26 protein-coding genes and 1 riboswitch are annotated in these 26,616 nt (G+C 64.3%); of the genes, 14 read left to right on the top strand and 12 right to left on the bottom strand.

Annotated features, from left to right (window positions below; translation table 11 throughout):
- Window positions 1–1,011 carry an NAD(P)-dependent alcohol dehydrogenase gene (locus tag CK228_RS15060; RefSeq protein ID WP_095788346.1) on the bottom strand — a complete coding sequence of 337 codons (1,011 nt, stop codon included), beginning with the start codon at window positions 1,009–1,011 and terminating at the stop codon, window positions 1–3.
- A gap of 98 nt (window positions 1,012–1,109) precedes the next feature.
- Between CK228_RS15060 and CK228_RS15065 the strand changes: the two genes are divergently transcribed.
- Window positions 1,110–1,718, top strand: a complete 609-nt coding sequence (locus CK228_RS15065; RefSeq protein ID WP_095788453.1) for a TetR/AcrR family transcriptional regulator — start codon at window positions 1,110–1,112, stop codon at window positions 1,716–1,718.
- Between the two features lie 2 nt (window positions 1,719–1,720).
- Here CK228_RS15065 and CK228_RS15070 read toward each other — a convergent pair whose 3' ends face one another.
- From CK228_RS15070 to CK228_RS15095, 6 genes are all read right to left on the bottom strand, one after another.
- Window positions 1,721–2,161, bottom strand: a complete 441-nt coding sequence (locus CK228_RS15070) for a TadE/TadG family type IV pilus assembly protein (protein ID WP_095770582.1) — start codon at window positions 2,159–2,161, stop codon at window positions 1,721–1,723.
- Window positions 2,158–2,754, bottom strand: coding sequence for a TadE/TadG family type IV pilus assembly protein (locus tag CK228_RS15075; protein ID WP_095770581.1), 597 nt, complete (start codon window positions 2,752–2,754; stop codon window positions 2,158–2,160). Before CK228_RS15075 ends, CK228_RS15070 begins: the two co-directional genes overlap by 4 nt.
- The gene (locus CK228_RS15080) at window positions 2,751–4,820 is read right to left on the bottom strand and encodes a TadE/TadG family type IV pilus assembly protein (RefSeq protein WP_245438036.1); all 2,070 of its coding nucleotides are present in this window, start codon (window positions 4,818–4,820) and stop codon (window positions 2,751–2,753) included. The genes CK228_RS15075 and CK228_RS15080 overlap by 4 nt, the downstream gene beginning before the upstream one ends.
- A gap of 427 nt (window positions 4,821–5,247) precedes the next feature.
- Complete coding sequence (groL, locus tag CK228_RS15085) at window positions 5,248–6,903, bottom strand: chaperonin GroEL (RefSeq protein WP_095770579.1); 1,656 nt, start codon at window positions 6,901–6,903, stop codon at window positions 5,248–5,250.
- Window positions 6,904–6,965: 62 nt separating this feature from the next.
- A complete protein-coding gene (gene groES, locus CK228_RS15090) occupies window positions 6,966–7,262 on the bottom strand; it encodes a co-chaperone GroES (protein ID WP_010915433.1) in 297 nt (98 codons plus the stop codon).
- Window positions 7,263–7,439: 177 nt separating this feature from the next.
- The gene (locus tag CK228_RS15095; protein WP_095770578.1) at window positions 7,440–8,066 is read right to left on the bottom strand and encodes a TetR/AcrR family transcriptional regulator; all 627 of its coding nucleotides are present in this window, start codon (window positions 8,064–8,066) and stop codon (window positions 7,440–7,442) included.
- Between the two features lie 125 nt (window positions 8,067–8,191).
- Here CK228_RS15095 and CK228_RS15100 point away from each other — a divergent pair, with 125 nt between their 5' ends.
- From CK228_RS15100 to CK228_RS15115, 4 genes are all read left to right on the top strand, one after another.
- Window positions 8,192–9,376 carry an MFS transporter gene (locus tag CK228_RS15100; RefSeq protein WP_095788347.1) on the top strand — a complete coding sequence of 395 codons (1,185 nt, stop codon included), beginning with the start codon at window positions 8,192–8,194 and terminating at the stop codon, window positions 9,374–9,376.
- Between the two features lie 5 nt (window positions 9,377–9,381).
- On the top strand, window positions 9,382–10,725 hold the full coding sequence (locus CK228_RS15105; protein WP_095788348.1) for a D-arabinono-1,4-lactone oxidase: 1,344 nt from the start codon (window positions 9,382–9,384) through the stop codon (window positions 10,723–10,725).
- Window positions 10,722–11,867: an alanine racemase gene (locus CK228_RS15110; RefSeq protein ID WP_095788349.1), complete on the top strand. Its 1,146-nt coding sequence runs from the start codon at window positions 10,722–10,724 to the stop codon at window positions 11,865–11,867. Before CK228_RS15105 ends, CK228_RS15110 begins: the two co-directional genes overlap by 4 nt.
- 71 nt (window positions 11,868–11,938) lie before the next feature.
- Entirely contained in the window at window positions 11,939–12,889 is a 951-nt protein-coding gene (locus CK228_RS15115; protein ID WP_095788455.1) for a bifunctional helix-turn-helix transcriptional regulator/GNAT family N-acetyltransferase, read from the top strand.
- A gap of 6 nt (window positions 12,890–12,895) precedes the next feature.
- On the opposite strand, the gene CK228_RS15120 is transcribed toward CK228_RS15115, so the two are convergent.
- Window positions 12,896–13,729: an AraC family transcriptional regulator gene (locus tag CK228_RS15120; protein WP_095788350.1), complete on the bottom strand. Its 834-nt coding sequence runs from the start codon at window positions 13,727–13,729 to the stop codon at window positions 12,896–12,898.
- 216 nt (window positions 13,730–13,945) lie between these two features.
- Here CK228_RS15120 and CK228_RS15125 point away from each other — a divergent pair, with 216 nt between their 5' ends.
- The 9 genes from CK228_RS15125 to CK228_RS15165 all read left to right on the top strand — a co-directional run bounded on the left by CK228_RS15125 (window position 13,946) and on the right by CK228_RS15165 (window position 23,157).
- Entirely contained in the window at window positions 13,946–14,974 is a 1,029-nt protein-coding gene (locus CK228_RS15125; protein ID WP_095788351.1) for a LacI family DNA-binding transcriptional regulator, read from the top strand.
- Entirely contained in the window at window positions 14,971–16,488 is a 1,518-nt protein-coding gene (locus CK228_RS15130) for a sugar ABC transporter ATP-binding protein (RefSeq protein WP_095770572.1), read from the top strand. The genes CK228_RS15125 and CK228_RS15130 overlap by 4 nt, the downstream gene beginning before the upstream one ends.
- Window positions 16,488–17,543, top strand: a complete 1,056-nt coding sequence (locus CK228_RS15135) for an ABC transporter permease (protein WP_095788352.1) — start codon at window positions 16,488–16,490, stop codon at window positions 17,541–17,543. The genes CK228_RS15130 and CK228_RS15135 overlap by 1 nt, the downstream gene beginning before the upstream one ends.
- A gap of 71 nt (window positions 17,544–17,614) precedes the next feature.
- Complete coding sequence (locus tag CK228_RS15140) at window positions 17,615–18,604, top strand: substrate-binding domain-containing protein (RefSeq protein WP_095788353.1); 990 nt, start codon at window positions 17,615–17,617, stop codon at window positions 18,602–18,604.
- Window positions 18,605–18,777: 173 nt separating this feature from the next.
- Entirely contained in the window at window positions 18,778–19,425 is a 648-nt protein-coding gene (locus CK228_RS15145) for a class I SAM-dependent methyltransferase (RefSeq protein ID WP_095788354.1), read from the top strand.
- A 207-nt stretch (window positions 19,426–19,632) separates the two neighbouring features.
- A riboswitch (cobalamin riboswitch) is annotated at window positions 19,633–19,839 on the top strand.
- Between the two features lie 90 nt (window positions 19,840–19,929).
- Entirely contained in the window at window positions 19,930–20,328 is a 399-nt protein-coding gene (locus CK228_RS15150) for a DUF1636 family protein (RefSeq protein ID WP_095788355.1), read from the top strand.
- Window positions 20,325–21,113, top strand: coding sequence for an ABC transporter ATP-binding protein (locus CK228_RS15155; protein WP_095788356.1), 789 nt, complete (start codon window positions 20,325–20,327; stop codon window positions 21,111–21,113). Before CK228_RS15150 ends, CK228_RS15155 begins: the two co-directional genes overlap by 4 nt.
- Before the next feature lie 47 nt (window positions 21,114–21,160).
- On the top strand, window positions 21,161–22,108 hold the full coding sequence (locus tag CK228_RS15160) for an ABC transporter substrate-binding protein (protein ID WP_095788357.1): 948 nt from the start codon (window positions 21,161–21,163) through the stop codon (window positions 22,106–22,108).
- Window positions 22,108–23,157: an iron ABC transporter permease gene (locus CK228_RS15165; protein WP_179295920.1), complete on the top strand. Its 1,050-nt coding sequence runs from the start codon at window positions 22,108–22,110 to the stop codon at window positions 23,155–23,157. The genes CK228_RS15160 and CK228_RS15165 overlap by 1 nt, the downstream gene beginning before the upstream one ends.
- 82 nt (window positions 23,158–23,239) lie before the next feature.
- Here the strand turns inward: CK228_RS15165 and CK228_RS15170 are convergent, their stop codons facing one another.
- The 4 genes from CK228_RS15170 to CK228_RS15185 are packed head-to-tail and all read right to left on the bottom strand — an operon-like array spanning window position 23,240 to window position 26,614.
- A complete protein-coding gene (locus CK228_RS15170; RefSeq protein ID WP_095770564.1) occupies window positions 23,240–24,175 on the bottom strand; it encodes a phosphatidate cytidylyltransferase in 936 nt (311 codons plus the stop codon).
- Window positions 24,175–24,837, bottom strand: a complete 663-nt coding sequence (locus CK228_RS15175; protein WP_095770563.1) for a lysophospholipid acyltransferase family protein — start codon at window positions 24,835–24,837, stop codon at window positions 24,175–24,177. The genes CK228_RS15170 and CK228_RS15175 overlap by 1 nt, the downstream gene beginning before the upstream one ends.
- Window positions 24,834–25,277, bottom strand: a complete 444-nt coding sequence (locus CK228_RS15180; RefSeq protein WP_095788359.1) for a hypothetical protein — start codon at window positions 25,275–25,277, stop codon at window positions 24,834–24,836. The genes CK228_RS15175 and CK228_RS15180 overlap by 4 nt, the downstream gene beginning before the upstream one ends.
- Window positions 25,274–26,614, bottom strand: coding sequence for a phosphatase PAP2/dual specificity phosphatase family protein (locus tag CK228_RS15185; protein ID WP_095788360.1), 1,341 nt, complete (start codon window positions 26,612–26,614; stop codon window positions 25,274–25,276). Before CK228_RS15185 ends, CK228_RS15180 begins: the two co-directional genes overlap by 4 nt.
- Window positions 26,615–26,616 lie beyond the last annotated feature (2 nt).

Here is a 26,616-nt window from a genome sequence, read left to right on the forward strand (position 1 = left end):
TCAGGCGCCGTCGACGACCACTTTTCCGAAGACGTCGCCCTGCTGGAAATGGCGATAGGCATCGCGGGCCTCGCTGAAGGCAAAGACCTTGTCGACGACAGGCCGCAGGCGGTGCTGCGAAACAGCGCGCAGCATGGCTTCGAGATTGCTCCGGTTGCCGACGAAGAGGCGGCTGATGGTGGCGAGGCTGCGCTGGTAGAGTGCCGCCGGGATCTGGATCGATCCGCCTTTCGCATCCTGCAGCGTGAGCAGCACGATGTGTCCGTAAAGCGTGCTGGCGATCAGCGACTGCGCGAAGGTCGCCGGGCCACCGGTCTCGACGACGAGATCGATGCCGCCGGTCTGGTCGCGGACGGCCGCACCCCATTCGAGCATGTCCGACGTCGAGATCACAAGATCGGCGCCCAGCATCCGTAGCCTGTCGGCCTTCTCTGCGCGCGAGGTGACGGCGGCGACGCGGCAGCCGAGCAGCTTGGCGAACTGCAGCGCAAAGAGCGAGACGCCGCCTGAACCGATGACTAGAACCCATTGGCCTGGCTTTGGAATTCCGGCACTCATCACCGCGTTCCAGGCGGTCACGCCGGCGCAGGTCAGCGTCGCCGCCTCACGCCATTCGAGATGATCGGGCAGGCGCGCCGCCCATTGTTCGTCGAGAACCGCGTATTCCGCCAGCATGCCGTCCAGCGTGCAACCGAGCTGGTCGATGAGACCGGCGTTGATGCGGCCGTCGATCCAGCGGGCGAAATAGCTGCCGGTGACACGGTCACCGACGGCGAAGCGGGTGACGGCATCGCCGGTGGCGACAACGTCGCCAGCCCCGTCGCTCAATGGAACGACACCCTGGCGCGGCTGCAGCGGATAGGTGCCGTTGAGGATCATCGTGTCGCGGCGGTTGAGCGAGGCGGCACGGACACGCACCACGATCTCATGCGGTTTTGGCTGAGGCTGTGGCTCGTCCCGCATCACCAGGCATTCTGTCCCGCCCGACCCTTCAAGACGATAGCTGCGCATGGTGTTGCCTCCGATATGTAGACTGATCTACATATTATGTAGACCGATTGTCATATTCTGCGCAAGGCCTATAATGATTGCTGCTGACAGAGGTTGACATGGCGAACGACACCCGCACCCGCATACTCGACACGACCGCGCTGCTGCTCCGGCAGCGCGGCTATCACGGCACATCGCTCAACGACATATTGAGCGCCAGCGGCGCGCCGCGCGGTTCGCTCTACTTCCATTTTCCAGGCGGCAAGGACCAACTGGTGATCGAGGTGACGCGTGACAGCGTTGCCGGGGTGACGGCGAGACTGGGCGAAGCGCTGGCCGCCGAAAGGGATCCGGCGGTGGCGGTCCATCAGATCTACCAGGCGGTGGGGCGCATGCTGGAAGACAACCAGTTTTCGCTCGGCTGTCCGATCGCGCCCGTCGTGCTGGACTCACCGACCGACGTGCCGGAGTTGGCGGATTTGTGCCGCGCGGCCTTCGAGCAGTGGATAGGGCTGTTGCGTGAGGCCTTCGTCAGGGCCGGAGTGCCCGAACGCCGCGCCCACGCTCTGGCGCTGCTGGTCGAATCGTCGCTGGAAGGGCTGATGGTGATCGCCCGCGCCACCCGGGACCGCGCCCCGCTACAGGCGGTGGCGGACGAGGTCGCGGCGCTGATCGAAGCCGCGGTGCTTGCCGGCGAGGTTCAGCGACGCGCGGAGGCCGGTGTCTGAAGTCAAGCGCCCTGGTTCGGGAAGCAGGCGCTGGCGCTGAGGTTCGGGCCGTTAGCCAGCGACGTCAGGAAGGCCGGCAGCACGGTCGTGAATTTGTAGGAAACCTGGACGCTCGAAAAGCCGGACAGGCCCGAGCAGGCGGTGTTGTTGCTGACGGTGATGTTGGCGTTGCTGAGCACGATGCCGTCGGTTGCCGCCCGACTGCTGATATAGCTGATGGCGCTGGCGGCATCGTAGACGCCGTTCTGCGCGCATCCGCTCTGCAGCACGCCGACGCAACGCGCCCCTGCCGCGGCGATTTCATTCAGCACATGCTGGGCCCAGTACATGCGGCCGAACTCGAACGTGCCCATCAGCACGAGCAGCAACGGCACTGACAGCAAGGCGAACTCGACGGCGTTGGCACCGGATCTGTCGCGCAGGAAGGATCGGCGGCGGCTCATTGCGGCTGCGCCACCGACTTGACCGTGATGTTGCCGTTGCTGACGATGCCGAAGCCGCCGAAAAGCGGCGTATAGGGTTTGCTGGCCGTGATCGTTACGAATTTCCCCGCAATGCCGCCGCCACTGCAGATGCTGCCGCATGCCATCGGGGTGCTCCAGGCCACGGCCCCGGAACTGCCCGGGCAATAGCAGAGATCGGCATTGGCGACCGTGCCGCTCTGGGTGGCCGTGGATGTGGTGGCATTGTAGGCAAGTGCCGCACCGTTGTTGATAACGACCTGAATGCTGCCGCCATTGCCGCCCAGACCGCTGGTGACCACCGTCGCAATGTTGCCGGCCAGCGCGCCGCCGCCGGTGGAATTGACCTTGTCGCCATTGAGCAGCGCATAGTTCGAACCAGCCGAAACCGCCGAGCTCAGTTCGAATTTGGCCTTCAATGAGCCGCCTATGTCGACGGTTCCGGCCAGGATGACCAGCAGCACGGGGCTGACCAAAGCGAACTCGACCGCCGACACGCCGGTTTTCTGGCGCCGCAGGAAGTCTGTGAACGCGAAACGCCGGCTGGCGTGGCCGAGGCGTGACTGCTTGCTCATTGCACGAGGCTCACCTTGCTGCTGCCACCGGCACTCGAGGCCGCGATGCATTCCGATGCGGCTGTGGTGCCGCCCGATAGCGTGATGCGTGAGCCGATCATCTGCAGGCACTTGCTCGGGTCGGTGTTCGATCCCAGCACGCTCGAGCCGCCATTCATGATGATCGGGCCATAGGGAAAATAGAATGCGCCCGATATCTGGGCGTTGGAGCTGCCTTCGGCGAAGGTCGCGCCGCCGGTGTTGGAACTGCCCGTGGGGCCGATCACCGCCAGCTTCGCCGTCGCTCCCGACTGGGGTGCGGTGAGCGCGATGTTGCTATAGCCGGCGGCCACGCAGAAAACATAGCCGTTACAACTTCCCGAACTGGATTTGGCCTTGCCTGACAGGACAAGCGTCACATTGGCGCCGCTGACGCTGATCGTGCTGCCGTTGCAGTTGGCGCTGCCGCCGCCATTGCCGCCCAGCGCGAAATAGCCGTCCACGGTGTAGACGCCGGCGCCGAGCAAAATGGCGCCCGAGCCGATGAAGTTGCCGGCGATGTCGTGCTGCGCCGCGACCGGGACCACAAAGCAGCTGCCGCCGCCGCCGCCGTTCACATTGCCGACGACCTGGAAAACGCTGCTGGCGCCCGTCGCATCGGCCATGATCGTTGTCGAACCGCCGCCGAGCGTGATCGCGTCGCCATTGCTGCCTGGCCCGATCTTGTAGGAATTGGTCGTGCCCGAGCCGAAGGTGAGCGTTCCGGTGTTGGTATAGCCGCCGGGGAGCTCGAAAGTGCTCGGTCCACCAAAGGTCAAGGCGGACGCGTTGCAGATGCTGACCTGTCCCGAGCCGTTGCAGGCAGTGTCGCTGCGGCCGATCTTGAAGGTGCCGGCGCCGAAGGTGGTGGTGCCGTAGCCGGTGGTCAGCCCCTTGGCGAAGTTGAACGTGCCGGCGCCAAAGGTCGTTGTGCCGGCGGCGGTCACCTGCTTGCCGAAATTGTAGGTGCCGGCCCCGAACGTCGTGGTTCCGGCCGTGGTGAGGGTCTTGGCGAAGTTGTAGGTGCCTGGCCCGAAATTGGTGGTGGCACTGGTCGTGAGATCGCCGGCGATATTGTAAACTGTCGTTGCCGCGCCGCTTGTAGCGAAGTTGAGGTTGATGCCGCCGCCGATGGTGACGGTGCCCAGGTTGACCGTGGTTTTGCCGCCGCAGTCCAGCGTCCAGGTCGATGACGACGATGCCCAGCTGGCGGTGCAGCCGAGCGCGTTTGCCTGGCCTTGGGTGGGGCCTGTGTTCCAGCCGAAGTCGATGTTGTTGCCGTTGGGAGTGGTTGGCGCTGTTGGCGCGGCTGTCGTCGAAAGCGCCGCAACCGTTGCAATACGGGCCACGGCGGCCGTGACCGCGGCATTGCCGGCCAGCGGGTCGGGGGTGGATTTCTTGGTGATCACCGCGGTCGCCCCGCCTGGGCCGGTGATGCCGTTGCAAGGCTGGCTCGGGGCAGCGGCGGAATTGTAGTTGACGCCGAGCGCCGAAATGCTGGTGCCGCAGGGGACGGTCACCGTGTTGTTGGAAGAGACGGTGCATTTCTGCGCCGAGATCGAGGTACCGCCGCTCAGCGTCAGGCCGGTCTGCGTGCCGTCGAGCGCGAGCATGCATCCGGGCGTTTGCGGCTGCGCACCAAGCTCGGCCACCGAATTGGCATAGATCTGCAATTGCTGGCGATCGTTCAGGACGCGTGCCAGGAACAGCGTCCTGTAGGTGTTGATCGACACCGAAACCGCGTTGACGCCGGTCGTTTTCGGGGAGGCGACCAGGCTCACCTGTACATTGGCGGCGGGAACGCCGTTGAGCACCGCGACGCCGACGGCGGTAGCAGTCATCTGCGAGGTGGACTTGTTCACATTGTAGGCGAGGGCGCCCGCATAGGCCGACAGGTCGGCCACGCGCTGATTGTCGGCGCGCTCGACGAGGGCTGCGCCATATTCGGTCACCAGGGCGGCCATGCCGATCAGGAGCGGCATCACCAGTGGCGAGATGATCAGCACGTTGCCGTCGCGGTTTCGCAAAAATCGCCGGAAAAATTGCATCGATGGTTACCCGACACGCCGCACGCGGAGCAACCTCGCCATGCTCTCGCCCTTTAGTAATCGCGAATGTGTTAAAAAATATTGTCTGACAAATTCACCTAGCGCCATCAAAGCTTAGTCGAAACCTCTGATTTTGCTGGAAAACTGCTCAAGAAAGGGGGCGAGTGCCCCGTCGAGTGGTGCAGACCTCGATGGTCGCTACCGTTGCAGGAGGCAATGAAAAAGGGCGGCATCGCTGCCGCCCTTTCGTATGCATAAGCCAGGTGGCTTGGATTAGAAGTCCATGCCGCCACTCGAGCCCGCTTGCGGGCTCGAGCAATGTAAGTTGATGGGCGTGCTTTATGGACTTCTTAGAAGTCCATGCCGCCACTCGAGCCCGCTTGCGGGCTCGAGCAATGTAAGTTGATGGGCGTGCTTTATGGACTTCTTAGAAGTCCATGCCGCCCATGCCGCCCATGCCGCCGCCGCCCATGCCGCCAGGCATGCCGCCGCCAGCCGACTCCTTCTTCGGAGCCTCCGCGATCATGGCTTCGGTGGTGACGAGCAGGCCGGCGACCGAGGCCGCGTCCTGGAGAGCCGTGCGGACAACCTTGACCGGATCGACGATACCCATGGCGATCATGTCGCCATATTCGCCGGTCTGGGCGTTGTAGCCGAAGGTCGCGCCCTTGTTCTCAAGGATCTTGCCGGCAACGATCGAGGCTTCCGCACCGGCGTTAGAGGCGATCTGGCGGGCCGGAGCCTGCAGAGCGCGACGCACGATGTTGATGCCAGCGGCCTGGTCGGCATTGGCGCCGGCAGCCTTGATGTTGGCCGAAGCGCGCAGCAGGGCCACGCCACCGCCGGCAACGATGCCTTCTTCCACGGCCGCGCGGGTCGCGTTCAGCGCATCGTCAACGCGGTCCTTCTTTTCCTTGACTTCGACTTCCGTCGCACCGCCGACGCGGATCACCGCAACGCCGCCCGCCAGCTTGGCGAGACGTTCCTGCAGCTTCTCCTTGTCGTAGTCCGAAGTGGTCTCTTCGATCTGCTGCTTGATCTGGGCAACGCGGCCCTGGATCTCGGCCTTCTTGCCGGCGCCGTCGACGATGGTGGTGTTCTCCTTGGAGATCGACACCTTCTTGGCGCGGCCGAGCATGTTGAGGCCGACATTCTCAAGCTTGATGCCGAGGTCTTCCGAGATGACCTGGCCACCGGTGAGGATGGCGATGTCTTCCAGCATGGCCTTGCGCCGATCGCCGAAGCCCGGAGCCTTGACGGCGGCGATCTTCAGGCCGCCACGCAGCTTGTTGACGACCAGCGTGGCCAGGGCCTCGCCTTCGACGTCTTCCGAGATGATGAGCAGCGGCTTGGAGGTCTGCACGACGGCTTCGAGAACCGGCAGCATTGCCTGCAGGTTGGAGAGCTTCTTCTCGTGGAGGAGGATGTAGGCGTCCTCGAGATCAGCGACCATCTTGTCGGCGTTGGTGACGAAGTAGGGCGAGAGATAGCCGCGGTCGAACTGCATGCCTTCGACGACTTCAAGTTCGGTCTCGGCGGTCTTGGCTTCCTCGACGGTGATGACGCCTTCGTTGCCGACCTTCTGCATCGCTTCCGCGATCATCTTGCCGACCGACTCGTCGCCATTGGCCGAGATGGTGCCGACCTGGGCGACTTCCTCGGAGGTCTTGATCTTCTTGGCGGCCTTGCCGAGCGCCGCGACGACCTCGGTGACGGCCAGGTCGATGCCGCGCTTCAGGTCCATCGGGTTCATGCCGGCGGCAACCGACTTGTGGCCTTCCTGGACGATCGACTGCGCCAGAACGGTCGCGGTCGTGGTGCCGTCGCCGGCGATGTCGTTGGTCTTCGAAGCAACTTCGCGGACCATCTGCGCGCCCATGTTCTCGAACTTGTCCTCAAGCTCGATTTCCTTGGCGACGGTGACGCCGTCCTTGGTGATGCGCGGGGCGCCGAACGACTTGTCGATGACGACGTTGCGGCCCTTGGGGCCGAGCGTGACCTTCACCGCATCGGCGAGGATGTTGACGCCACGCAGCATGCGCTCACGGGCATCACGGGAGAATTTTACGTCTTTAGCAGCCATTTTTAGCTCCTGGCAGGGGCTTGCGATAAAGCCCGGAATTCAGTTGACGGTGAGGCCGATGATCAGCCGATGATGCCCATGATGTCGGATTCCTTCATGATCAGAAGGTCTTCGCCATTGAGCTTGACTTCGGTGCCCGACCACTTGCCGAACAGGATGCGGTCGCCAGCCTTGACGTCCAGGGGGACCAGCTTGCCGCTTTCGTCGCGCGCGCCGGAGCCGACGGCGATGATCTCGCCTTCCTGCGGCTTTTCCTTGGCCGTATCCGGGATGATGATCCCGCCGGCGGTCTTGGATTCGGATTCGACCCGGCGAACGACCACGCGGTCATGAAGCGGGCGGAACTTCGACTTTGCCATTTTTTCTTCCTCGAATGAGAACGGTGAGAAACAGTTCCTCCGTCCGGCGAAGCCGGACATATAGTTAGCACTCACCAAGGGCGAGTGCTAACGTGGCGCTGAAATAGGCCGCCGACCTGCGAGAGTCAAGGCGCGCGGCAGCCTCGAAAGGCGGTAATTTTTTCCACGGATTGCGGCTTAGAGAAACAACCGCAACTGCGTGTGGATGATCGACCGGTAATCCTCGATGGTCCGGCGGCCTTCCGGCTGGCCCTGCGCGAGCGCCAGGCGCACCACGCCACCGGCGAGCTGGAAGATCAACAGGACCATGCGTTCGAACTGCTCATGCTTGCCCGGCTCGATCAAGGTGGTGACATGGTCGCAGAACATCCTGGCCTGATGCCGGGTTTCGGCGATGTCGAGATTCTTCAGCGCCTTGTCGGCCTGGATGGCGTTCTGCAGGTCCTGGATGGCCGGATCGCCGGCGACGCGGCCGAGGTAGTCGTCAAGCAACCGGTCGGCGGCGGCGATGACGTCCTTGGCTTCGCGGACATCGGCGAGGATATCAGTCAATCGCGCGCGGCTCACCTCCGAAAACCGCTCATAGAGCATCGCCAGGATCGCCGACTTGTTGGGGAAGTAGTGATAGACGGTGGCGATTGGTCCGCCCGCCAATGCGCCGACTTCCTTCATGGTGACGGCGTCGATGCCCTTCTCGCCAATCAGCCGCATGGTCGTCGACAAGATGGCATCGATGCGCTCGCGGCTGCGCTCCTGCTTGGGCTTGCGCCTCGGTTCGGTCGCTGTTCGCCTTGCTTCCACCATACACCGGTCTTTCGCACGAATTGCCAAATTCTGGTTGACAAAAAATATGATCAAGTATCAGTTTCTAAAATACTGACAGATTGTCAGCTTTTTTGTCGTGCGACAAGGGACGTTGGGAGGCGGCTTTGGCATCTGGTGACGCGCATGCCGGAAGCGGCGACTGGCTGGTCGGCAATCCGACCGGCGGGCAGCTTGCCTCGGCGCTGTGGATCGGCTCGGTCGGCCTGCTCATTCTCGGCCTGCAGCCAGTGCTGCTCGGCGCTCTCTACACGGAGGGCCATGTCAGCGGCGACGAACTGGCGCTGGTCGCCACCGCCGAGATGATCGCCATTGCCATCGGTTCGGCGATCGTCGCGATGCTGCTATCGGCCCGCAACATGCGCTGGAAAAGTGCGGTGCTGCTGCTCCTGCTGGCGCTGGCGAATGTCTGGACGGCCTATGCCGCCGGGGCCAATGCATTGATGGCGGCACGCGCCTTGGCCGGCCTTGCCGAAGGCGGGCTTGTCGCGGTCGCCACCGAGCTGATCGCCCGTTCGCGGCGCGCCGAACGCATCGGCGGCTTTTTCGTCACCATGCAGACGCTGGCGCAATGCGCGCTTGCCCTGCTGCTGGCGCTCTATGTCATCCCGGCCGCCGGATCGGCCGGCGGCTTCCTCATTCTCGCGGTCGTCTGCGTCCTGTCGCTCATCGTCGCCTTCGTCGTCCCCACCGATTACGCCATTCTGCCCAAGGACGAGAACCTCGCCAATGTGCTGACGATTCCTTCGATTGCCGCCCTGTTGTGCGTCTTCTGTTATTTCATGTTCTTCGGCTCGGTCTGGGCGTTTCTGGAACCGGTTGGCGCCCAATTCGGCATTGACGGCCGCACAGTCGGCCTGATCGTCTCGGCCAGCCTGGCGGTTCAGGTCCTGGGCGCGATGACGGCGACCGTGTTCGAGGCGCGCATCGATTATCGGGTTGCCATCGCACTCATTGGTACTGTCGCGCTTGTCGCCTCGCTCGTGCTGGCCAGCGGACCTGGCCTCACCACCTTCTGGGTCGCCGCCCTGGTCATGGGTTTCATTCTCCTGTTCATCGTGCCCTACCAGATCCGCCTGGCGATCACGGCCGATGACACCCGCACCGCCGTGCTCCTGGTGCCGGCCGCGCAGCTCTTCGGCCTGGCGATCGGGCCGGTTGCGGCGTCGCTGCTCATCGACGGCAAGGATTTCCGCCCGGTTCCGGAATTCGCTGCCGGCAGTGCCTTGGCCAGTGTGCTGTTGCTCGGCCTGTTCATCCTCGTGGCGCGGCGTCGCCGGGTTGTTGCGTGAGCGCCATGTCGAACATCTGGAGCAACTGGTCCGGTTTTGTCACTGCCGCGCCGCGGCTGATCGCCAGCCCCGCCGATGCCGGCGAAGTTGGTGACCTCGTTCGCAACGCACCCGGCCCGGTCCGTGTCGTCGGTGCCGGTCACTCCTTCACCCCACTGGTGAAATCCGAGGGCACGATCCTGTCTCTGGATAAGCTGGAAGGGCTGGTCTCGCATGACGCTGAAAAGCATCAGGCACGCGTGAAGGCAGGGACGCGGCTTGGTCCGCTCATGCACATCCTGCACGGCATCGGCCAGGGCCTGCCCAATATGGGCGACATCGACCGCCAGGCAATCGGCGGCGCGCTGGGAACCGCCACCCACGGCTCGGGGCCGACGCTCGGCGCCTATCACACGCAATTGGAGACGGTGCAGATCGTCGACGGGCTCGGCAAGGTCCGCGACTTCACCATGGCAGGGGATCAGGACATGATCCACGCCATCGGCGTCGCGCTCGGCGCTTTCGGTGTCTTGAGCGAAGTGACGCTGAACAACATCGCGACCTACCGGCTGCGCCGCCGCAAATGGGTGCTGCCGATCGGTGACATGCTGCGCGATTTCGAAAAGATGATGACCGCGCACCGCTCGGCCGAATTCTACTACATTCCGTTTTCCGGCTACGCGCAGTTCATCGCCAGCGACTTCAGCACCGAGGCGACCACCACGCGCCCGACCGACGATGACGAAGGCTCCTTGCGCACGCTGCGCCGGTTGCGCACCGGGCTCGCCTGGCTGCCGTCACTGCGCCGCCGCCTGATCCTCGGTGCCGTCGCGAAAGTGCCGGCCGAGGATTATGTGCAGGACTGGCTCAACGTCTATGCCAGCGACCGCCAGACCAAGTTCAACGAGATGGAATATCACCTTCCCTTCGAGGAGGGGCCGAAGGCGCTGGCCGAGATCATCGCGCTCACCGAAAAGCACTTTCCCGAAGTCTATTTCCCAATGGAGGTGCGCAGCGTCGCGGCTGATCGGTTCTGGCTCTCGCCCTTCTACAACAGGCCGACCTGTTCGATCGCCGTCCACCACGACGCGGCGAGCGATCCGTTGCCCTTCATGCAGGCGGCCGAGCCGATCTTCCGCAGGTATGGCGGCCGGCCGCATTGGGGCAAGATGCACAGCCTGAAGGCGGCGGATTTCAAGAAGCTCTATCCCCGTTGGGACGACGCCATGGCGGTTCGCCGCGACATCGATCCGCAAAACCGATTCGTCTCGCCCTACATGGCAGGGCTGTTCGGCATTGAACCCAGTCCTTTTGGCATCGAACCCAGTCCTTTTGGCATCGAACCCAGTCCTTTTGGCATCGAACGATGAGTGCCTACTTTGCCGCGCTCTCCGAAGCACTGAAGACCGCCGGCATCTTCCAGCCCTGCCTGCTGCTCGACCTCGACCGGCTGGATGGCAACATTGCGCTGGTCAAGGCCAGGCTTGACCCGAGTCTTGCCGTGCGGCTGGTCGACAAGTCGCTCGCTTGCCTGCCGCTGCTTGCGCATATCGGCAAGACGCTCGGAACCGGCCGCTTCATGACCTTTCATCCACCGATCAGTGAGGCGGTGCTGGAGGCGTTTCCGGATGCGGGTCTCCTGTTCGGCAAGCCGATGCCGATCGGGGCGGCCAGGGCGGCACTGGTGAAGGGTGGCGCCGACTGGTCGCGCGTCTGCTGGCTGATCGACAGTGACGAAAGACTGGCGGAATACGGCGCTCTCGCGATCGAACTCGATATCGAACTGCGCATCGCCTTCGAGATCGATGTCGGGCTGCATCGCGGCGGCTTCGCCAACCCGGAGGCCTTGTCGAAAGCGTTAAGCGCCATGGCGGCCCACAAACGACTGCGCTGCGAAGGCGTCATGGCCTATGAGGCGCACGCGCCGCATATTCCCGGCCTGTTCGGCGGGCCGGCCAAGGCGTTGGCGCAGGCTTCGGAGCGGGCCGCCGCTTTCGTGGCGCGCCTCGGCCCGGACCGGCGCCGCATCCTGAACATTGGCGGCAGCAAGACCGCGCTGCTGCATCACGGCAGCATTGCCAATGAAGTGTCGATGGGGTCGGCCTTCGTGCTGCCCAGCGATTTCGACACGCCTGGCCTCGACGGTTTCCAGCCGGCGGCCTTCATCGCGACGCCGATCCTGAAGATGGCCGAGCCGATGCTGCCGGGTCCGCCGGCTGTTTCCCGCCTGCTGCAGGCGCTCGGCCGGTTCCCCCGCAAGGGCTGCTATCTCTATGGCGGCAAATGGATGGCCGAACCGGTCTTTCCCCAGGGCATGAGGACGAATGGCCTGCTCGGCCTGTCTTCCAACCAGCAATTCATGGGCCTGCCTGCCGATAGCGTCGCCAAACCAGGCGACTACGCGTTCCTGCGGCCGACGCAGAGCGAGGCCGTGCTGCAGCAATTCGGGCCGATCGCGGTGCTTTCCCAGGGCAGGATCGTTGATCGTTGGCCGGTGTTGCCGATGATGTGATCGCGTCGGGTAGGTCGATATAGTTGACTAAGTCAAGTAAATGGTTGATCCTGTGAAGGCAGGAGATGACCATGACGATTCACCATCACCCCAAGAACGAAGCGCCGAACAAGCAGCTGATCGATGCGGTGCGGGCTTTCAACCGCTTCTACACCCGCCAGATCGGCCTGCTCGACGAAGGGTTACTGAAAAGCGCCTTCTCACTGACCGAGGCGCGCGTGCTTTACGAGCTGGCGCACCGCGACGGTTTGACCGCGACCGACCTTGGGCGCGATCTCGGTCTCGACGCCGGCTATGTCAGCCGTTTGCTGAAGAAGTTCGAACGCCATGACCTCATCTCCAGGTCGACGCTGGTTTCGGATGCCAGGCAATCCTCGATTGCGCTGACGCCGGCGGGCAGGAATGCATTTGCGCCGTTGAACAAGGATTCGCATGACCAGGTCGCGGCCTTGCTCGATCGGCTGCCTGTTTCGGAACAGGACCGGCTGGTGAAGTCCATGCGGACTGTCCAGGCACTGCTGGACGAAAGCGCAGAGCCGAAAATTCCCTATCTGCTGCGGCCGCTGCAGATCGGCGACATCGGCTGGATCACCCGCCGGCAAGGGATGCTCTACGCGCAGGATTATGGCTGGGACGAAACCTACGAGGCGCTGGTTGCCGAAATCCTCGCGGCCTTCGTCAAATCCTTCGACCCGAAATGGGAGCGCAGCTGGATCGCCGAGCGCGATGGCGAGGTCGTCGGTTCGGTCTTCGTCGTGCGCAAGTCGCCCGAGGTGGCGAAGCTCAGATTGCTTTATGTTGAGCCTTCGGCACGCGGCCTTGGCATCGGCGGGCGCTTGGTCGACGAGTGCATCGCCTTCGCGCGAGCCAAAGGTTACAAGACGCTGACGCTTTGGACCAACGATATACTGGGCTCGGCGCGCCGCATCTATCAGGCGGCTGGCTTCAAGCTGATCGACGAAGAGCGCCACCATTCCTTCGGCAAGGATCTGGTCGGGCAGACATGGGATTTGGAATTATAGCGCCGATCAACCCTTGATCGGTATCCAGATCTCCAGTCCGCCATTGCCGCTGCGCGGATCGAACTCCGGGCCATAGCGTTCGAATTCCGGCGCGTCCGCTATTTCGTGTCCGGAGCCTGGCAGCCATTTGTTCCAGATCGTGTTGACGGTGCGGCGGATGGTCGAAATGTGCTCGCGATGCGAAAACACCGCATATTTCTGAGCCGGTATGCGCACGCGGCTGAATTCCCCGGGAAGGTCGGAAAAGTCCGAGACCTCGACGCCGGCGATGTAGTCGAAATTGCCGGCATCGTCGCCGTTGACGCAGACGCCATAGGCGACGTCACCGGTCTCGCCCGGAATGTTGCCGATAAAGGGGCTGAAGCGTTGCCATTGCATCGGAATGGCGGCGCTGGTCTCGCAGCTGTAGCGCTCGCCGAGCCCCGCGATGAGGAACGGCCGGCTGGTCTCGAAGCGTGGCGGTTCGAGCTTGGCAAGAAAGGACTGGTCCATCAGGATCGGCTCCACGAGTTCGAGGGTCTTTGTCGAGCCTTGCGCTCGCACCAGTTCCGGCGTCGTGTCGAACTGGTCGCGGAAGGCCCGGGTGAAGGCCTCATGCGAGTTGTAGCCGGCATCGAGCGCCACCGAGAGGATATCGGGCGCCCCGTCGGCGAGCCTGCGTGCCGCCTCGGTCAGCCGGCGCGCGCGCATATAGCCCATGACAGAGCGGCCGGTGGCGGCACCGAAGGCGCGCGTCACATGAAAGCGCGATACACCGCTGCTTTGAGCGACGTCGTCGAGCGAAATCGCCTCCGGCAGATGGCTTTCGACAAACCACAGCGCTTTCTCGGTCGGGTTCATGGGCTTCTCGCATTGGGTCGGACCATCTTGCCGCTTTCTTCCGTGACAATTTGATCGAAATTGCGCAGCGCGCGAATTTCGTCGAACAAAGTCATCGAATCGATTGCGCAAACGTTTCGATGACAATATGCTCTGCCGAAATCCGCCAAAGCCAATGAGAGCGGACTGGACGCATCATCAGGGAGGAGCGCTTGCCAGCACTCCATTTGAGCCGCCATGCCGACAATGGCTGAGGTCGCGCGCCGCGTCGGCGTATCGGTTTCGACCGTCTCGCATGTCATCAACCGCACCCGCTTTGTCTCGCCGGAGAAGGCGCGGCTCATCAATGACGCGATCGCCGCGATGGGCTATCAGCCCAACGAGCTGGCGCGGTCACTGAAAGTGGCCTCGACCAACAGCGTCGGCCTGGCGATCTCGGCGATTTCCAACCCTTATTTCACCGACATCATCTGCGCGGTGGAGGCCGAATGCGCGCGCCTCGGCCTCATGGTCTTCCTCTCCGACACGCAGGAGGATCCCGACCGCGAGCTTTCGGTGGTGCGCGCGTTCCACCAGCGTCGCGTCGACGGTGTCATCCTGGCGCCGTCGGGCGCGCCGCAGCGCGCTATCGATTACCTGGCCGAGAAGAAGCTGCCCTGCGTGCTCATCGACCGTTTCGCCGACGAGCGCTTCGACCAGATCGGCGTCGAGAACCAGTCATCGATGCGCGCGCTGATCGACCATGTCGCCGCCTTCGGCCACACGCGCATCGGCTATATCGCCGGCCAGCCGGGCCTGGCGACGACGCGCGAACGCGTCGAGGCCTTTCGCGCCTCGCTGGTCGCCAATGGACTTGAATGCCTGCCGCACTATGTCTCGCCGGAGAATGTCGACACGGCGAGCGCGACCGCATCGACCCATGCGATCCTGTCTCTGCCGTCGCCGCCCACCGCACTGGTCACGGGCAACAACATGACGACCATCGGGGCAGTTCGCGCCATCCGCGAGAGGGGGCTCTCCATCCCCGGCGACCTCTCGCTAGCCGGCTTCGACGACTTCGAATGGGCCGATTGTTTCGAGCCGCGGCTGACACTGGTCGCGCAACCCTGCACCGAGATCGGACGGCAGGCGGCCGCCCTGCTGTGCGCTCGCATCGCATCGACCGACCTGGAGCCGCAGGCGGTGCGGTTGCGGGCGGCGCTGCAGGTGCGAGAGTCCTGCGCGAGGCCGGCCTCCCATGAGGTCAGCCCCATGAGGTCGGCATGAGCGCGCCGCTGCTTTCCGTCACCGGCGCGGTCAAGCGCTTCGGCGGCGTCCAGGCGCTGCGCGGCGTCGACTTCGACCTCAAGGCGGGCGAGATCCATGCCCTGCTTGGCGAAAACGGCGCCGGCAAATCGACGCTGATGAACCTGTTGTCGGGCGTCTACACGCCGGACGAGGGCACCATCCACATCGACGGCAAGCAGGTAGCCTTCAACAACCCGCGCGAGGCGCAGGCGGCCGGCATCGCCACGATCTTCCAGGAACTCGACCTGGTGCCGACGCTCGACGTCGCCGCCAACCTTTTCCTTGGCCGCGAGTTGATGCGGCCGGGTGGTTTCCTCGACGTGCCGGCAATGCGCAGCGAAGCGCGCAAGCGTCTCGAAGCCATCGAATTGGCCATCGATCCGGCCAGCATGGTGGCGAACCTGTCGATCGGCCAGCGCCAGGTCGTGGCGATCGTCAAGGCGCTGTCCTACGCCTCGCGCGTGCTGATCATGGACGAGCCGACGGCGGCACTCACGGTAGGTGAGGTCGACAGGCTGTTCGACATCATGCGCAAGCTCGCCGCCAGCGGCGTCGGCATCGTCTACATCTCGCATCGCCTAGAGGAGGTACCGCAGATCGCCGACCGGGTGACGGTCATGCGCGACGGTCGCGTCGCCGGCGTCACCGAGCCGCACGCGCCGCAGGCCGAACTGGTCCGGCTTCTGGTCGGCCGGCCGCTGGATGAGCTTTATCCCGAGCGGTCGACGAAGGCCGGCAAGACGCTGCTCAGCTTGCGCGATGCCAGCTTCAGGCTCGCCCATGAAAGCGCCGGCTGGCAGCCGCCGAGCGGCGTCTCGCTCGACGTCAAGGCGGGCGAGATCGTCGGGTTGGCCGGCATCATGGGGGCTGGGCGCACCGAATTGCTCAGCGCGCTCTATGGCACCGGCCTGTCCGGCCGTTGGGAAGGCGAGGTCGCCATCGATGGCCGGCCTGTAAGGCTGGATTCGATCAGGGCGGCCCGCGCGGCCGGCATCGCCTTCGTCACCGACGACCGGCGCGGCAGCGGGCTGATGCTCAGAATGGCGGTGGGCCTCAACCTGGTGATGTCGGTGATCCGCCGCATCTCGCCCCTCGGCCTGATGTCGCAGCGCCGCCAGGCGGATGCGGTAAAGCAGTCCTTCGGCCAGTTCGATATCAGGCCGAAGAATCCCGACATCGCCGTCGGCGCGCTTTCCGGCGGCAACCAGCAGAAGGTGGTGCTGGCCAAGGAGATCCTCGGCAATCCCCGTCTGCTGCTGCTCGACGAGCCGACTCGCGGCGTCGATGTCGGCGCCAAGGGCGAGATCTACGCGCGGCTGAGGCAGTTGGCGGCGCAGGGGCTCGGCATATTGGTCGCGTCCAGCGAGATGCCGGAGCTCATCGGCCTGTGCGACCGGATCGTGGTGCTGCGCCAGGGGCGCAACGTGGCGGAATTCATCGGCGGCGTCGACGAGCACACAGTGCTTGACGCGGCAAATGGCAGGGAGGCCTGATGTCTGACCAGAAGATTTCGGTGGCAGCGAGCCCGGCTGTGCCGGCGGCAGCGCCAAAGCATCGCGATCCGCTCGCCCTTGTGGTGCGCTTCCAGAGCCTGATCGGCCTGGTGGTGGTGGCGATCGGCGGCATCATCTTCTCGCCGCGCCGGCACGGCCAGATCCTGTTCCTCGATCCCGACAACATCGCCAACATCGTGCGCGCCGTCTCGGAGACCGGAATCATCGCCATCGGCATGACTTTCGTCATCATCACCGCCGGCATCGACCTGTCGGTTGGCGCGGTGCTCGGGCTGTCCAGCGTCGTCACCGCATCGATGATGATCTCGGGTGGCTTCGGGCTCATTCCCACCATCCTCGCCGTGCTTATCATGGGCATCGTCTTCGGCGCCATCCAGGGCACCATCTCCACCCGCTTCCGGCTGGAACCGTTCATCGTCACGCTCGCCGGCCTGCAGGCGGCGCGCGGCCTGGCGCTGGTCGTCTCGGGCAACCAGTACATCAACATTTCCTATGGCGACGGACCGGGCCTGGCACCGCCGGTGTTCGCGATCCTCGGCGAGCGGTTGTTCAACAACACCGTGCCGGTCGCCACCATCGTCTTTATCGTCTTTGCCGCGATCGCAACGATCGTGCTCAACACGACGCGCTTCGGCCGCTATGTCTTTGCCGTTGGCGGCAATGAGCGCGCGGCGCGAATTTCGGGCGTGCCCGTTTCGATGGTGAAGATCTCGGTCTATGCCATCACCGGTTTTGCCTCGGCCCTTGCCGGCATCGTCCATGCCGGCCAGTTCAATTTCGGCAGCGCCAATGACGGCATGGGCTACGAGCTCACCGCGATCGCCGCCGTGGTCATCGGCGGCACAAGCCTGTTTGGCGGCGCCGGCTCGATGGTCGGCACCGTTGCCGGCACCATCATGCTCGGCGCGCTCGCCAACATCCTGCAGCTGAACAACATCACGCCCGCCATGCAGTTGCTCGCGACCGCCGCGATCATCGTGCTGGCGGCGGTGCTTCAATCCCTCGTTCGCCGCCGCGAGGGGTTGGGTCGTTAGGAGGAAGGCGGCAACAAAGTCGAAGTCAAACCAAGGTCTGGCCCCCCGGCCCGACGAGGAGGAGAGCGAGTATGAAAACCACAAGACAAGGAACGAGGAACACGCTTCATGCCGTGCTTCTGGCAGGCGCGGGCCTGTGCATTGCAGGAGCCGCCCAGGCCGCCGACCCGATGGTCAAGGCCTGCGCCAAGGACGGCCAGTTCATCATCGGCTTCTCGCAGGCCAACAACGCCGAACCCTATCGCCAGCATGTCAATGACGAACTGACGGCGGCGGCCAAGGCCGTGCCGGGCTTCACGCTGCAGATCGCCGACGGCGCCGGCAACGTCAACACGCAGACCTCGCAGGTCGACAATTTCATCACCCAGAAAGTCGATCTGCTGCTGATCTCGCCCTTCGAGGCGGCACCGCTGACGCCGGCGGTGAAGCGCGCCATGGATGCCGGCATCCCGGTCATCGAGCTCGACCGCAAGACGGTCGGCGATCCCGGCAAGGACTACACCGCCTTCATCGGCGGCGACAATTACAAGATCGCGCTCGAGGCCGGCAAATACACCGCCAAGACCTTGCTGCCGGATGGCGGCGAGGCGGCGGTGCTGGAAGGCTTGCCGAGCTCGACGCCGGCGGTGGAGCGGCTGAACGGCTTCAAGGACGGCGTCAAGGGGAATGCCAAGATCCAGGTCGTCGCCGAGCAGGCCGCCGACTGGGTGCCGGACAAAGCCCAGACCGCCTTTGCCGCCATGCTGCAGGCGCATCCCGACATCAAGGTGCTCTATGCCTCCAACGACATGATGGCGGCCGGCGCGCTGCTTGCCGCCAAGGGAGCCGGCAAGGACGTCAAGATCATCGGCACCGACGGCCTGCCTGGACCGGCCGGCGGCATCGAGGCCGTCGCCAAGGGCGACTGGGCGGCAACCTTCACCTACCCGACGGGTGCGAAGGAAGCGATCGAGATGTCGAAGAAGATCCTGCTCGACTGCTCGACCTCGGTGGAGCCGACGGTAACGGTCGAGACGACGGCGATCACGGCGGAGAATGCCAAGCAGCTGATGGGGAAGTGAGGGGCGATTAGAGCTCGGCGCTGAGGTTGAGACAGCAAGGCCCCGCGCGGGGCCTTGCTTTTTTGCTATTGCTAGATCTGGTCGTGCTCGTGCCAGCTTCGGCCCGCCACCCCAGTCGCTTACTTTGCGTTTAGCCCCGTCATGTAAGGATCCGTAATCCCAAGGGGGCGCGAATGCTGGATAATTACGAGGCCGACCGGTTTGGCGTGATTCACCAGATCGACGTCACACCGATCAAATACGACAAGCAGTACATTTCCTATTACGAGGATCTGAGCGACCGGACCATCAAGCTCGGCTATCAGCGGCTTGGCTGGGTGCTGGGGATCACCGGTGAACTACCGCGGTCCGTGCTGGAGATTGGCTATGGCACCGGCACCTTTGTCGAGGCCGCCAAAATTACCGGGGTTGCCGACTGTGCCGGCTGCGACATCACCAGATTTCCGCTGCCCGAGGGCGTCCGCTTTGTCGATTGGGACGAGGCGCTCGCCGGCTCGTGGGATCTGGTCGCCATGTTCGACGTGCTCGAGCACATTCCGGATCTGGGTTTCCTCGCCCGCCTTCAGACCCGCCACCTGGCCATCGCCGTCCCTTACTGCCGCTGGCGTGAACTCGGCGCCGACGGCGAAGCGTGGTTCCGGGCGTGGCGCATGCGTCTGCCCAACGAGCACCTGCACCATTTCGACCGTGACTCGCTGGTGGCGCTCCTCGCGCATTACGGCTTCGAATGCGTGACGCTGAATTGCTTTGAAGACGGGATCAGACTGCGGCCGGGCGAAGCGGGTCCGAATATTCTGTCAGGCTTTTTCAGAAAGCTATAGGCCGGTTCCTCGGCGACCGCGGCCAGGTGTCGTGCCTCCTGCCTGGTGACCGCTCGCGGCTGAAAACCGCAGCCGCGCCGAAGCCGCATTGCGCGACGACAGGGGTTGACATCGCCGCGAAACATCGCTTCAAACGTAATGTTATTACATATGGGGCATGTGGCGACGGCGTCGCAAAAAACTCATTGCGATGCGATCGACGGAAATCTACGGTGGGTGCGTGATGGTCCCCGCGCCGAAAGGCAAGGGGTGAAAAGGGAACACGGTGAGACCTCAAAAGGTCGAGGCCGTGGCTGCCCCCGCAACTGTAAGCGGTGAGCAAGATCCGACATGCCACTGGCCGGCAAGGCTGGGAAGGCTGGATTGCGCCGAGACCCGCGAGCCAGGAGACCTGCCATCAACTGAGTTGACCGGACGGGGTGTGCCGGGAGGAGGCGTGGACGTCGGTCTTGTCGGCCGGCTCGCCAACATCCTTCCGTCGCCAGTTTTGAAAGTGACGGAAAGTTGGACGGCGCCATCGATCATCGTATCATCGTGTGCACGCTTTGCCGCGACGTTCCGACCGGCATCAGGTCGGGCGAAACCCTGTGCGTCGATTTGCGCTCCCGGCTCGCAGCCTGCCATGAACCCGCCGTGGCGCATGGCTTCACGGTCGAAGGCGTCGAATGCATGGCGGCCTGCGCGCGGCCGCTGACGGTGGCCTTCCAGGCGCCGGGCAAGGCCTCCTATCTCTTCGGCTCCATCGACGCCGAGGCCGACGCCGGCGATCTCCTGCGATTTGCCCGACTTTACGCCTCGCTCGCCGACGGCTGGTGCAATTCCGGACAACGTCCGCCGCGACTGGCCGGCAAGACACTGGCCCGCATTCCCGGGCCGGCCAAGTTTCCGGGCAACAGCCGATGACAATGCCACTCCTCGAAGCGCGCGACCTCAGCGCCATGGTCAATGGCCGGCATCTGGTCCACGCCGTCAGCCTGTCGGTGGCCTCGGGCGATCGCCTTGCCATCATCGGCCCCAATGGCGCCGGCAAGACCACGCTGCTGCGCATGCTGTCGGGCATGCTCAGGCCAAGTGCGGGCGAGGTGAAGCTTGGCGGGCGCCGCCTGGACCGTATCGCGACCGCCGAGCGGGCCCTGCATATCGCCGTCGTCGGCCAGACCGACCAGCCGGACCCGCGGCTGGCGGTGATCGACTATGTCGAGCTCGGCCGCGTCCCGCATGCCGGCCTGAGACGCAGGAGCGAGGAGCGCGACATCGTCGTCGACGCGTTGCGCCGGACCGGCCTGTTGCCGCTGCTTGGCCGCACCATCGGCTCGCTGTCGGGCGGCGAACGCCAGCGCGCCCAACTGGCGCGCGCCATCGCGCAGCAACCGAAAGTGCTGTTCCTCGACGAGCCGACCAACCATCTCGATCCGCGCGCCCGCGGCGAGCTGCTCGAGCTCGTGGCCGGCTTCGGCATGACGGTGATCGCCGTGCTGCACGATCTGGCCCTGGTGGCGCCCTTCGCCACCAGGGTCGCGGTGATGAACGAGGCGCGGCTGCATGCGCTGGCGGCACCCCGCGAAGCGCTGACGCAAAAGCTGATCCGCGAGATTTTCGGCGTCGACGTGTTTCGCCTGCGCCATCCGACCGAAGACCGCGAACTCACGGTGTTCGATGTTCCGAACCGCGCCGCGCCGCCATCCTGATCGAGCCCATCCCTCATCCGACACTGTTCAGCCAAGGAGCAAAATCCGTGAAACGCCTCGCCCTGTCGCTCGTCTTCTTGCTGCTGGCCCCGGCAGCCTTCGCCTTCCCGGTCACCGTCGACAGCTGCGGCAAGCCGCTGACCTTCGACGCGCCGCCCAAGCGCGCCGTCATCCATGATCTCAACATGGCCGAAATGGCCTTCGCGCTGAAGCTGCAGCCGTCGATCGTCGGCCTGACCGGCATCACCGGATGGTACAAGGTCGGCCCCGAGTTCAAGGCCGAGCAGGGTTCCATCCCGGAACTGGCGCCCAAATACCCGACGCTCGAAAACCTCGTCGCCGTCGAGCCCGATTTCTTCTTCGCCGGCTGGTACTATGGCATGAAGCCGGGTGGCGACGTGACGCCCGACACGCTCGCCCCGCACGGCATCAAGACCCTGGTGCTGACCGAAAGCTGCGTCCATCTCGACAAGAACCGTCCGGCCGCCTCGATGGACCTGCTCTATGGCGATGTCGAAAAGCTGGGCAAGATCTTCGGCAAGGACGCGGACGCGGAGAAGCTTGTCTCCCGCTGGAAGGCGCAACTCGCGGAAATCATCGCCAAGGTTGGCGACCGCAAGGGGACGCGGGTATTCCTCTATGATTCCGGCGAGGACAAGCCGTTCACATCAGGCAAATTCGCCATTCCGAGCGCCATGATCGCGGCGGCGGGTGGCGACAACATCATGGCCGACATGGACACCAGCTGGGGCAACACGGACTGGGAAACCGTGGCGTCGCGCAATCCGCAGTTCCTCATCCTGCTCGATTACCAGGATGGCGGCGGCTACAAGAAACTGCTCGATTTCTTGAAGGCGCATCCGGCGATGAAGGAGACGGACGCGGTCAAGAACGAGCGCTTCGTGGCGCTGCGCTATGCCGAACTGACGCCCGGGCCGGCAAACATCGAGGCGATCGGCAAGATCGCCAGGGCGATGCATCCGGAAGCGTTCTGATGCTTGTTGCCCCTGGGCATAAATCCGGCGCGCTTTCGGGACACAAGGCATTCGCGCTAGCGATGGTGGCGGGCACGATGGCGATCGTCGCCCTCGTGCTGCTGTCGATCGCCTATGGTTCGACGCTGATCCCACTCACCGACGTCATCGCCTCGCTTGGCCAGGCCGTTGGATTGAACGAACACCAGGTGTCTGGCCCGGTCGGCAAGATCGTCGTCGATCTCAGGCTGCCGCGCACGATCCTGGCGGTGTGTGTCGGCGGCGGCCTCGGCATAACAGGCGCGTTGCTGCAGACGGTGACCCGCAACGATCTTGCCGATCCCTTCCTGTTCGGCCTGTCGTCGGGGGCGGCGGCCGGTGCCGTTTCCGTCATCACCGTCTTTGGTGACACTTTCGGCATCTGGACCTTGCCGGTCGCTGCCTTCACCGGCGGCACACTGGCCGCCTGCATCGTCCTGCTGCTGGTCGCGCGGGTGAGGGGGCAGGGACCCGAACGGCTGATCCTCGCCGGCCTTGCCGTCTCCTTCCTGTTCACGGCCTTGACCAACTATCTGGTTTTTGCCGGTGACCAGCGCGCCGCCCATTCGGTGCTGTTCTGGACGATGGGCGGGCTCGGGCTGGCGCGCTGGGACAATGTCTGGCTAGGCGCCTTGGGCGCCGGCACGATTGCAGCCTACGGGCTGTGGAACCACCGCAGGCTGGACGCCTTCCTTGCGGGTGAAAGTGCCGCCGAAAGCCTTGGCGTGCCGGTGGCGCGGATGCGCAGGGCGACGTTTCTCGTCGCCGCCTTTTCGACGGCAATTCTCGTCTCGGTTGCCGGCGTCATCGGCTTTGTCGGGCTTATGATCCCGCATCTGTCGCGGCCGCTGGCCGGTCCCTTGCATCTGCGCCTGATCGCCAGCTGTGCGCTGTTCGGGGCGGTGCTACTGCTGGCAAGCGATCTTCTGGCGCGGACCCTGCTGCCGCCGCAGGAACTGCCGATCGGCATCATCACCAGCTCGCTCGGCGCCCTCTTCGTCGTCACGCTGGTCGTGAGAAACCGGCTCTGACCGCAAGAGCAATTCCAGGAAAAGTGTGAAGCGGTTTTCCGTCCGGAATTGCGTTAAAACAAAGAGGCCAGAGCTTGCCGTCTCAGACCGTCCAGAAATAGCGCACGATGTGAAAGAAGATGGGGGCAGCGAAGATCAGGCTGTCGGTACGGTCCATCATGCCGCCATGGCCTTCTATCAGATGGCCCCAGTCCTTGACGCCCTGGTCGCGCTTGATGGCCGAGGCGACCAGCCCTCCCAGAAACCCCATCGAACAGACGACGAAGGCGACACACGCCGCCTGCAGGGGCGTGAATGGCGTCACGAACGACAGCAGAGCGCCGAGCAGGCTCGCCGACACCACTCCGCCGATCAGGCCCTCCCAGGTTTTCGACGGCGATACGGTCGGCGAAAACCGGTGTTTTCCGAACAGCTTGCCGAAGATGTATTGCAGCACGTCGCTGCCTTGCACGACGATGACCAGGAAGGCGATCAGCAACAAATTGCGGCCTTCGAAGCCCGGCACGTCGAGCGTCAGCAGCGCTGGAACATGGCTGACGCAATAGACGGAGATCATCACCGCCCATTGCTGCGCGGCGATCCGCTCGAGAAAGCGTTCGGTGTCGCCATGCAACGCGGTGATGGCCGGCATCAGCAGGAAGCAATAGACCGGAATGAAGATGACGAAGAGCCCGTACCAGGCGGTCCAGACCAGCCAGTACTGAAACGGGATGATGATACCGAACATGCCGAGCAGCACCCAATGGTCGCTCCGGCTCGTGTGCGTCAGCGTCACGAATTCGCGCAGCGAGGCGAAGGAAATCAGCGCGAACAGGATGGTCAGGCCGTACCGGCCGAAGAAGAAGGCGACCGTCATCAGTGCGACCATCACCCACCAGGCATTGATACGCTGGGTGAGATTGACCAGAGTCGAGCTGAGTGGCTTCGGCGCCCGTGCCGAAAGTATCGCGGCCACGATGCTGGCGGTCGTCAGCACCGCCAGCAGGCCGATGATCAGGATGGAGATGTCGTGGCGCATCAATCGTCTCGTTCGGGACGCGGGTTGAGCGCCAGAAGCGTGGCGTGGGCTCGCTCGAGAAAGGCGCGCCGCTCTTCGCCGGGGGCAATCGCCACCGGCGCGCCGAAGACGACGCGGCATAAAAGCGGGACCGGCAGGAACTGGCCCTTGGGCAGCACGCGCGACATGTTCTCGATCCAGCACGGGATCAACTCGACCTGCGGCCGTGCCATCGACAAATTGTAGAGCCCGGAGCGGAAAGGCAGCAGCGGCTCGTCGGTCATGTTGCGGGTGCCCTCGGGAAACAGGATGAGCGAATGGCCCTGGTCGAGAACCGACAGCATGATCTCGATCGGGTTTTCCTCGGGCTTCGTCCATTGCCGGTTGATGAGCACGGACGACAGCATGTCTTCGGCGATGAAGCGGCGCAGCCGCGATTTTCCCCAATATTCGCCGGCAGCCACGGCATGGGTGATCGCGCGCTCCTTTTCGTTGAGGCACGCCGACAAAAGGATGAAGTCGCCATGGCTCGTGTGGTTGGCGAAATAGATGCGCTGCTTGTCCGACGGCAGACTGCCATTCCAGATCGGACGCACCCCGGTCACCACCCAGGCAAGCGCCGAGAGGCCGACGGAGGTCGCCGTCTGCAGCAGGGTGAAGGTCTTGAGCGAGAGCTTGTTCATCGCGGCGCCCAAAATCCGGCCGCCAGAAGCATCGCCACGAACAGGCCAAGGGCTATGCGTTGCCTGGTCAGCAGCCGGCGCGTGCCGGCCATGCGTTCGTCGAGCGAACGTGCGGAAGGCGGCAGCGGCTTCAGGCGCATGCGCGCCAACATGTCATCCACCGCGGCGCCAGCGGAAGCCTCGTCGTCATGGCTGGCCATCAGCCGGAACAGCAGCGCGTCGAATGCCAGCAGGGCCGACAGCGCCAGCACCGCAACCGCGCTGACGGCAGCGAGCGACAGCGCCACGGCCGCGGGCAAGGTCTCGAAGGCGCCGCGCGCCCGGGCGGCCAAGGGCGCCAGCATGTTCGCGGCCAGAACGAGTGCGGCCGGCCACGCGGCCTGCCGCATCAACAGGTGGGCGAAGCGATCGGTGCTTTGCTGATAGGCATTGCCGGTCATGATGCCGCCCGCTCCGTTGCCTCGACAAAATGGACCGGCCGGCCGGCGTCGCTCAGCATCTCGCGGGCCAGGGCCGGTGTCCTGGCCCTGCCGCTCGCCACCAGCCATTCGGCAACGACACCGGCGCTGCGCTGGAAACCGAGCGCGCAGCAGACAAGCACCGTGCCGTCGCGGCGCGCTTTCTCCAGCGCGCCGGCTGCCTGCTGCTGCATCATCAACGGCGGCGGCAACAGGTCGACCATCGGAAAGGCGATCCAGCGGCAAGTCGCTCCCGCCGGCCTTTCAAGTTCGGCGGCGAGGTCGATGACCGTGCCGAAGCCGTTGGCCTCGCTTGCCGTGGGAAAACGCCCGAGAAAGACGCCGTCGGCAACCGCCACCTGCGGAGCAAGATTACGCGTCCAGGCCCGAATGTTTATTCTGGCGCCAAGTCGGTACGGCAAGAGCAGGATGCGGCTTGCGAGCGTGATGCTGCCATCCGCGGATTTCTGGAACACTTTCGGGCCGGCCCCGGCATAGGCAAGCGCGACGATGGCCAGCGGCAAGGCTGGCCAAAGCAGGAAGAGCGCGACGGCTGAAAAGAGCGCGCCGAACGCGGCGGCAGCCAGCGCAAGGACGGCGCCCAGTGCATAGGACAGTGCCAGCCGGCGGGCTTTCCCATCGCTGGTCAGCCGGGCATCTGAAAACGGCAATTCGCCGTTGCGCGGAAACAGCCAGAGCGCGAAAAGACCGAGCAGCGCACCAGTCGGGATGTCGATGAAATGATGCTGCCACGTCGTCAGCACCGAGGCACCGATCAGGAAGCACCAGCCGTGCCAGAGCGGCAGAAGAAGGCGACCGAGCCGGTGGCGCCAATGGTCCCAGATGATCACCAGCAGGGCGATGTGCAGCGAGGGCGCCTGGTTGAACGGTTTGTCGAAGCCGCCAAGCACGGCAAACATGAAGCCCGGCAGGCCGGTCGTTTCCGGCCGCACGAACGTCGCGGTCAGCGGGAACAGGATGAAGCAGGTGACGGCGACGAGTTGCGCTGTGAGATAGCGGCCGGCCAGGCGGTCGACCCCTTGCCGGTTGTCGTTAAGCAGCAGCGACAGGCCGTGGAACAGGTTGATCGACCAGTAGGGCAGGATGGTCCAGGCGACGAACGGGATGCTGTGTTCCCAGGAGAACACGATGCTGCCGACATCGTCGCGCCGCGACGCCAGCCAGTTGGCGAAGCCATAGGTCAGGTAGAAGAACGGCGCCAGGAACGCCAGCCACAATGCAGCCCTGACGACCACACGGCCATAGGGTTCGGCGGCGAGGATGGCTGCGGGTTGCGAAGCGTCGGGGTTAGTCGGCATGC

It is taken from the genome of Mesorhizobium sp. WSM4312 (genome assembly GCF_002294875.1).
GTDB lineage: Bacteria > Pseudomonadota > Alphaproteobacteria > Rhizobiales > Rhizobiaceae > Mesorhizobium.

Bases quoted from the DNA above. Each gene is read 5' to 3' on its own strand.
- CK228_RS15125 (WP_095788351.1), top strand. From the start codon at position 13,946: ATGCCGACAATGGCTGAGGTCGCGCGCCGCGTCGGCGTATCGGTTTCG.
- groL (WP_095770579.1), bottom strand. From the start codon at position 6,903: ATGGCTGCTAAAGACGTAAAATTCTCCCGTGATGCCCGTGAGCGCATG.
- CK228_RS15095 (WP_095770578.1), bottom strand. From the start codon at position 8,066: ATGGTGGAAGCAAGGCGAACAGCGACCGAACCGAGGCGCAAGCCCAAG.
- CK228_RS15105 (WP_095788348.1), top strand. From the start codon at position 9,382: ATGTCGAACATCTGGAGCAACTGGTCCGGTTTTGTCACTGCCGCGCCG.
- CK228_RS15080 (WP_245438036.1), bottom strand. From the start codon at position 4,820: ATGCAATTTTTCCGGCGATTTTTGCGAAACCGCGACGGCAACGTGCTG.
- CK228_RS15185 (WP_095788360.1), bottom strand. From the start codon at position 26,614: ATGCCGACTAACCCCGACGCTTCGCAACCCGCAGCCATCCTCGCCGCC.
- CK228_RS15070 (WP_095770582.1), bottom strand. From the start codon at position 2,161: ATGAGCCGCCGCCGATCCTTCCTGCGCGACAGATCCGGTGCCAACGCC.
- CK228_RS15140 (WP_095788353.1), top strand. From the start codon at position 17,615: ATGAAAACCACAAGACAAGGAACGAGGAACACGCTTCATGCCGTGCTT.
- CK228_RS15135 (WP_095788352.1), top strand. From the start codon at position 16,488: ATGTCTGACCAGAAGATTTCGGTGGCAGCGAGCCCGGCTGTGCCGGCG.
- CK228_RS15155 (WP_095788356.1), top strand. From the start codon at position 20,325: ATGACAATGCCACTCCTCGAAGCGCGCGACCTCAGCGCCATGGTCAAT.
- groES (WP_010915433.1), bottom strand. From the start codon at position 7,262: ATGGCAAAGTCGAAGTTCCGCCCGCTTCATGACCGCGTGGTCGTTCGC.
- CK228_RS15180 (WP_095788359.1), bottom strand. From the start codon at position 25,277: ATGACCGGCAATGCCTATCAGCAAAGCACCGATCGCTTCGCCCACCTG.
- CK228_RS15130 (WP_095770572.1), top strand. From the start codon at position 14,971: ATGAGCGCGCCGCTGCTTTCCGTCACCGGCGCGGTCAAGCGCTTCGGC.
- CK228_RS15060 (WP_095788346.1), bottom strand. From the start codon at position 1,011: ATGCGCAGCTATCGTCTTGAAGGGTCGGGCGGGACAGAATGCCTGGTG.
- CK228_RS15175 (WP_095770563.1), bottom strand. From the start codon at position 24,837: ATGAACAAGCTCTCGCTCAAGACCTTCACCCTGCTGCAGACGGCGACC.
- CK228_RS15110 (WP_095788349.1), top strand. From the start codon at position 10,722: ATGAGTGCCTACTTTGCCGCGCTCTCCGAAGCACTGAAGACCGCCGGC.
- CK228_RS15075 (WP_095770581.1), bottom strand. From the start codon at position 2,754: ATGAGCAAGCAGTCACGCCTCGGCCACGCCAGCCGGCGTTTCGCGTTC.
- CK228_RS15115 (WP_095788455.1), top strand. From the start codon at position 11,939: ATGACGATTCACCATCACCCCAAGAACGAAGCGCCGAACAAGCAGCTG.
- CK228_RS15145 (WP_095788354.1), top strand. From the start codon at position 18,778: ATGCTGGATAATTACGAGGCCGACCGGTTTGGCGTGATTCACCAGATC.
- CK228_RS15120 (WP_095788350.1), bottom strand. From the start codon at position 13,729: ATGAACCCGACCGAGAAAGCGCTGTGGTTTGTCGAAAGCCATCTGCCG.
- CK228_RS15165 (WP_179295920.1), top strand. From the start codon at position 22,108: ATGCTTGTTGCCCCTGGGCATAAATCCGGCGCGCTTTCGGGACACAAG.
- CK228_RS15065 (WP_095788453.1), top strand. From the start codon at position 1,110: ATGGCGAACGACACCCGCACCCGCATACTCGACACGACCGCGCTGCTG.
- CK228_RS15170 (WP_095770564.1), bottom strand. From the start codon at position 24,175: ATGCGCCACGACATCTCCATCCTGATCATCGGCCTGCTGGCGGTGCTG.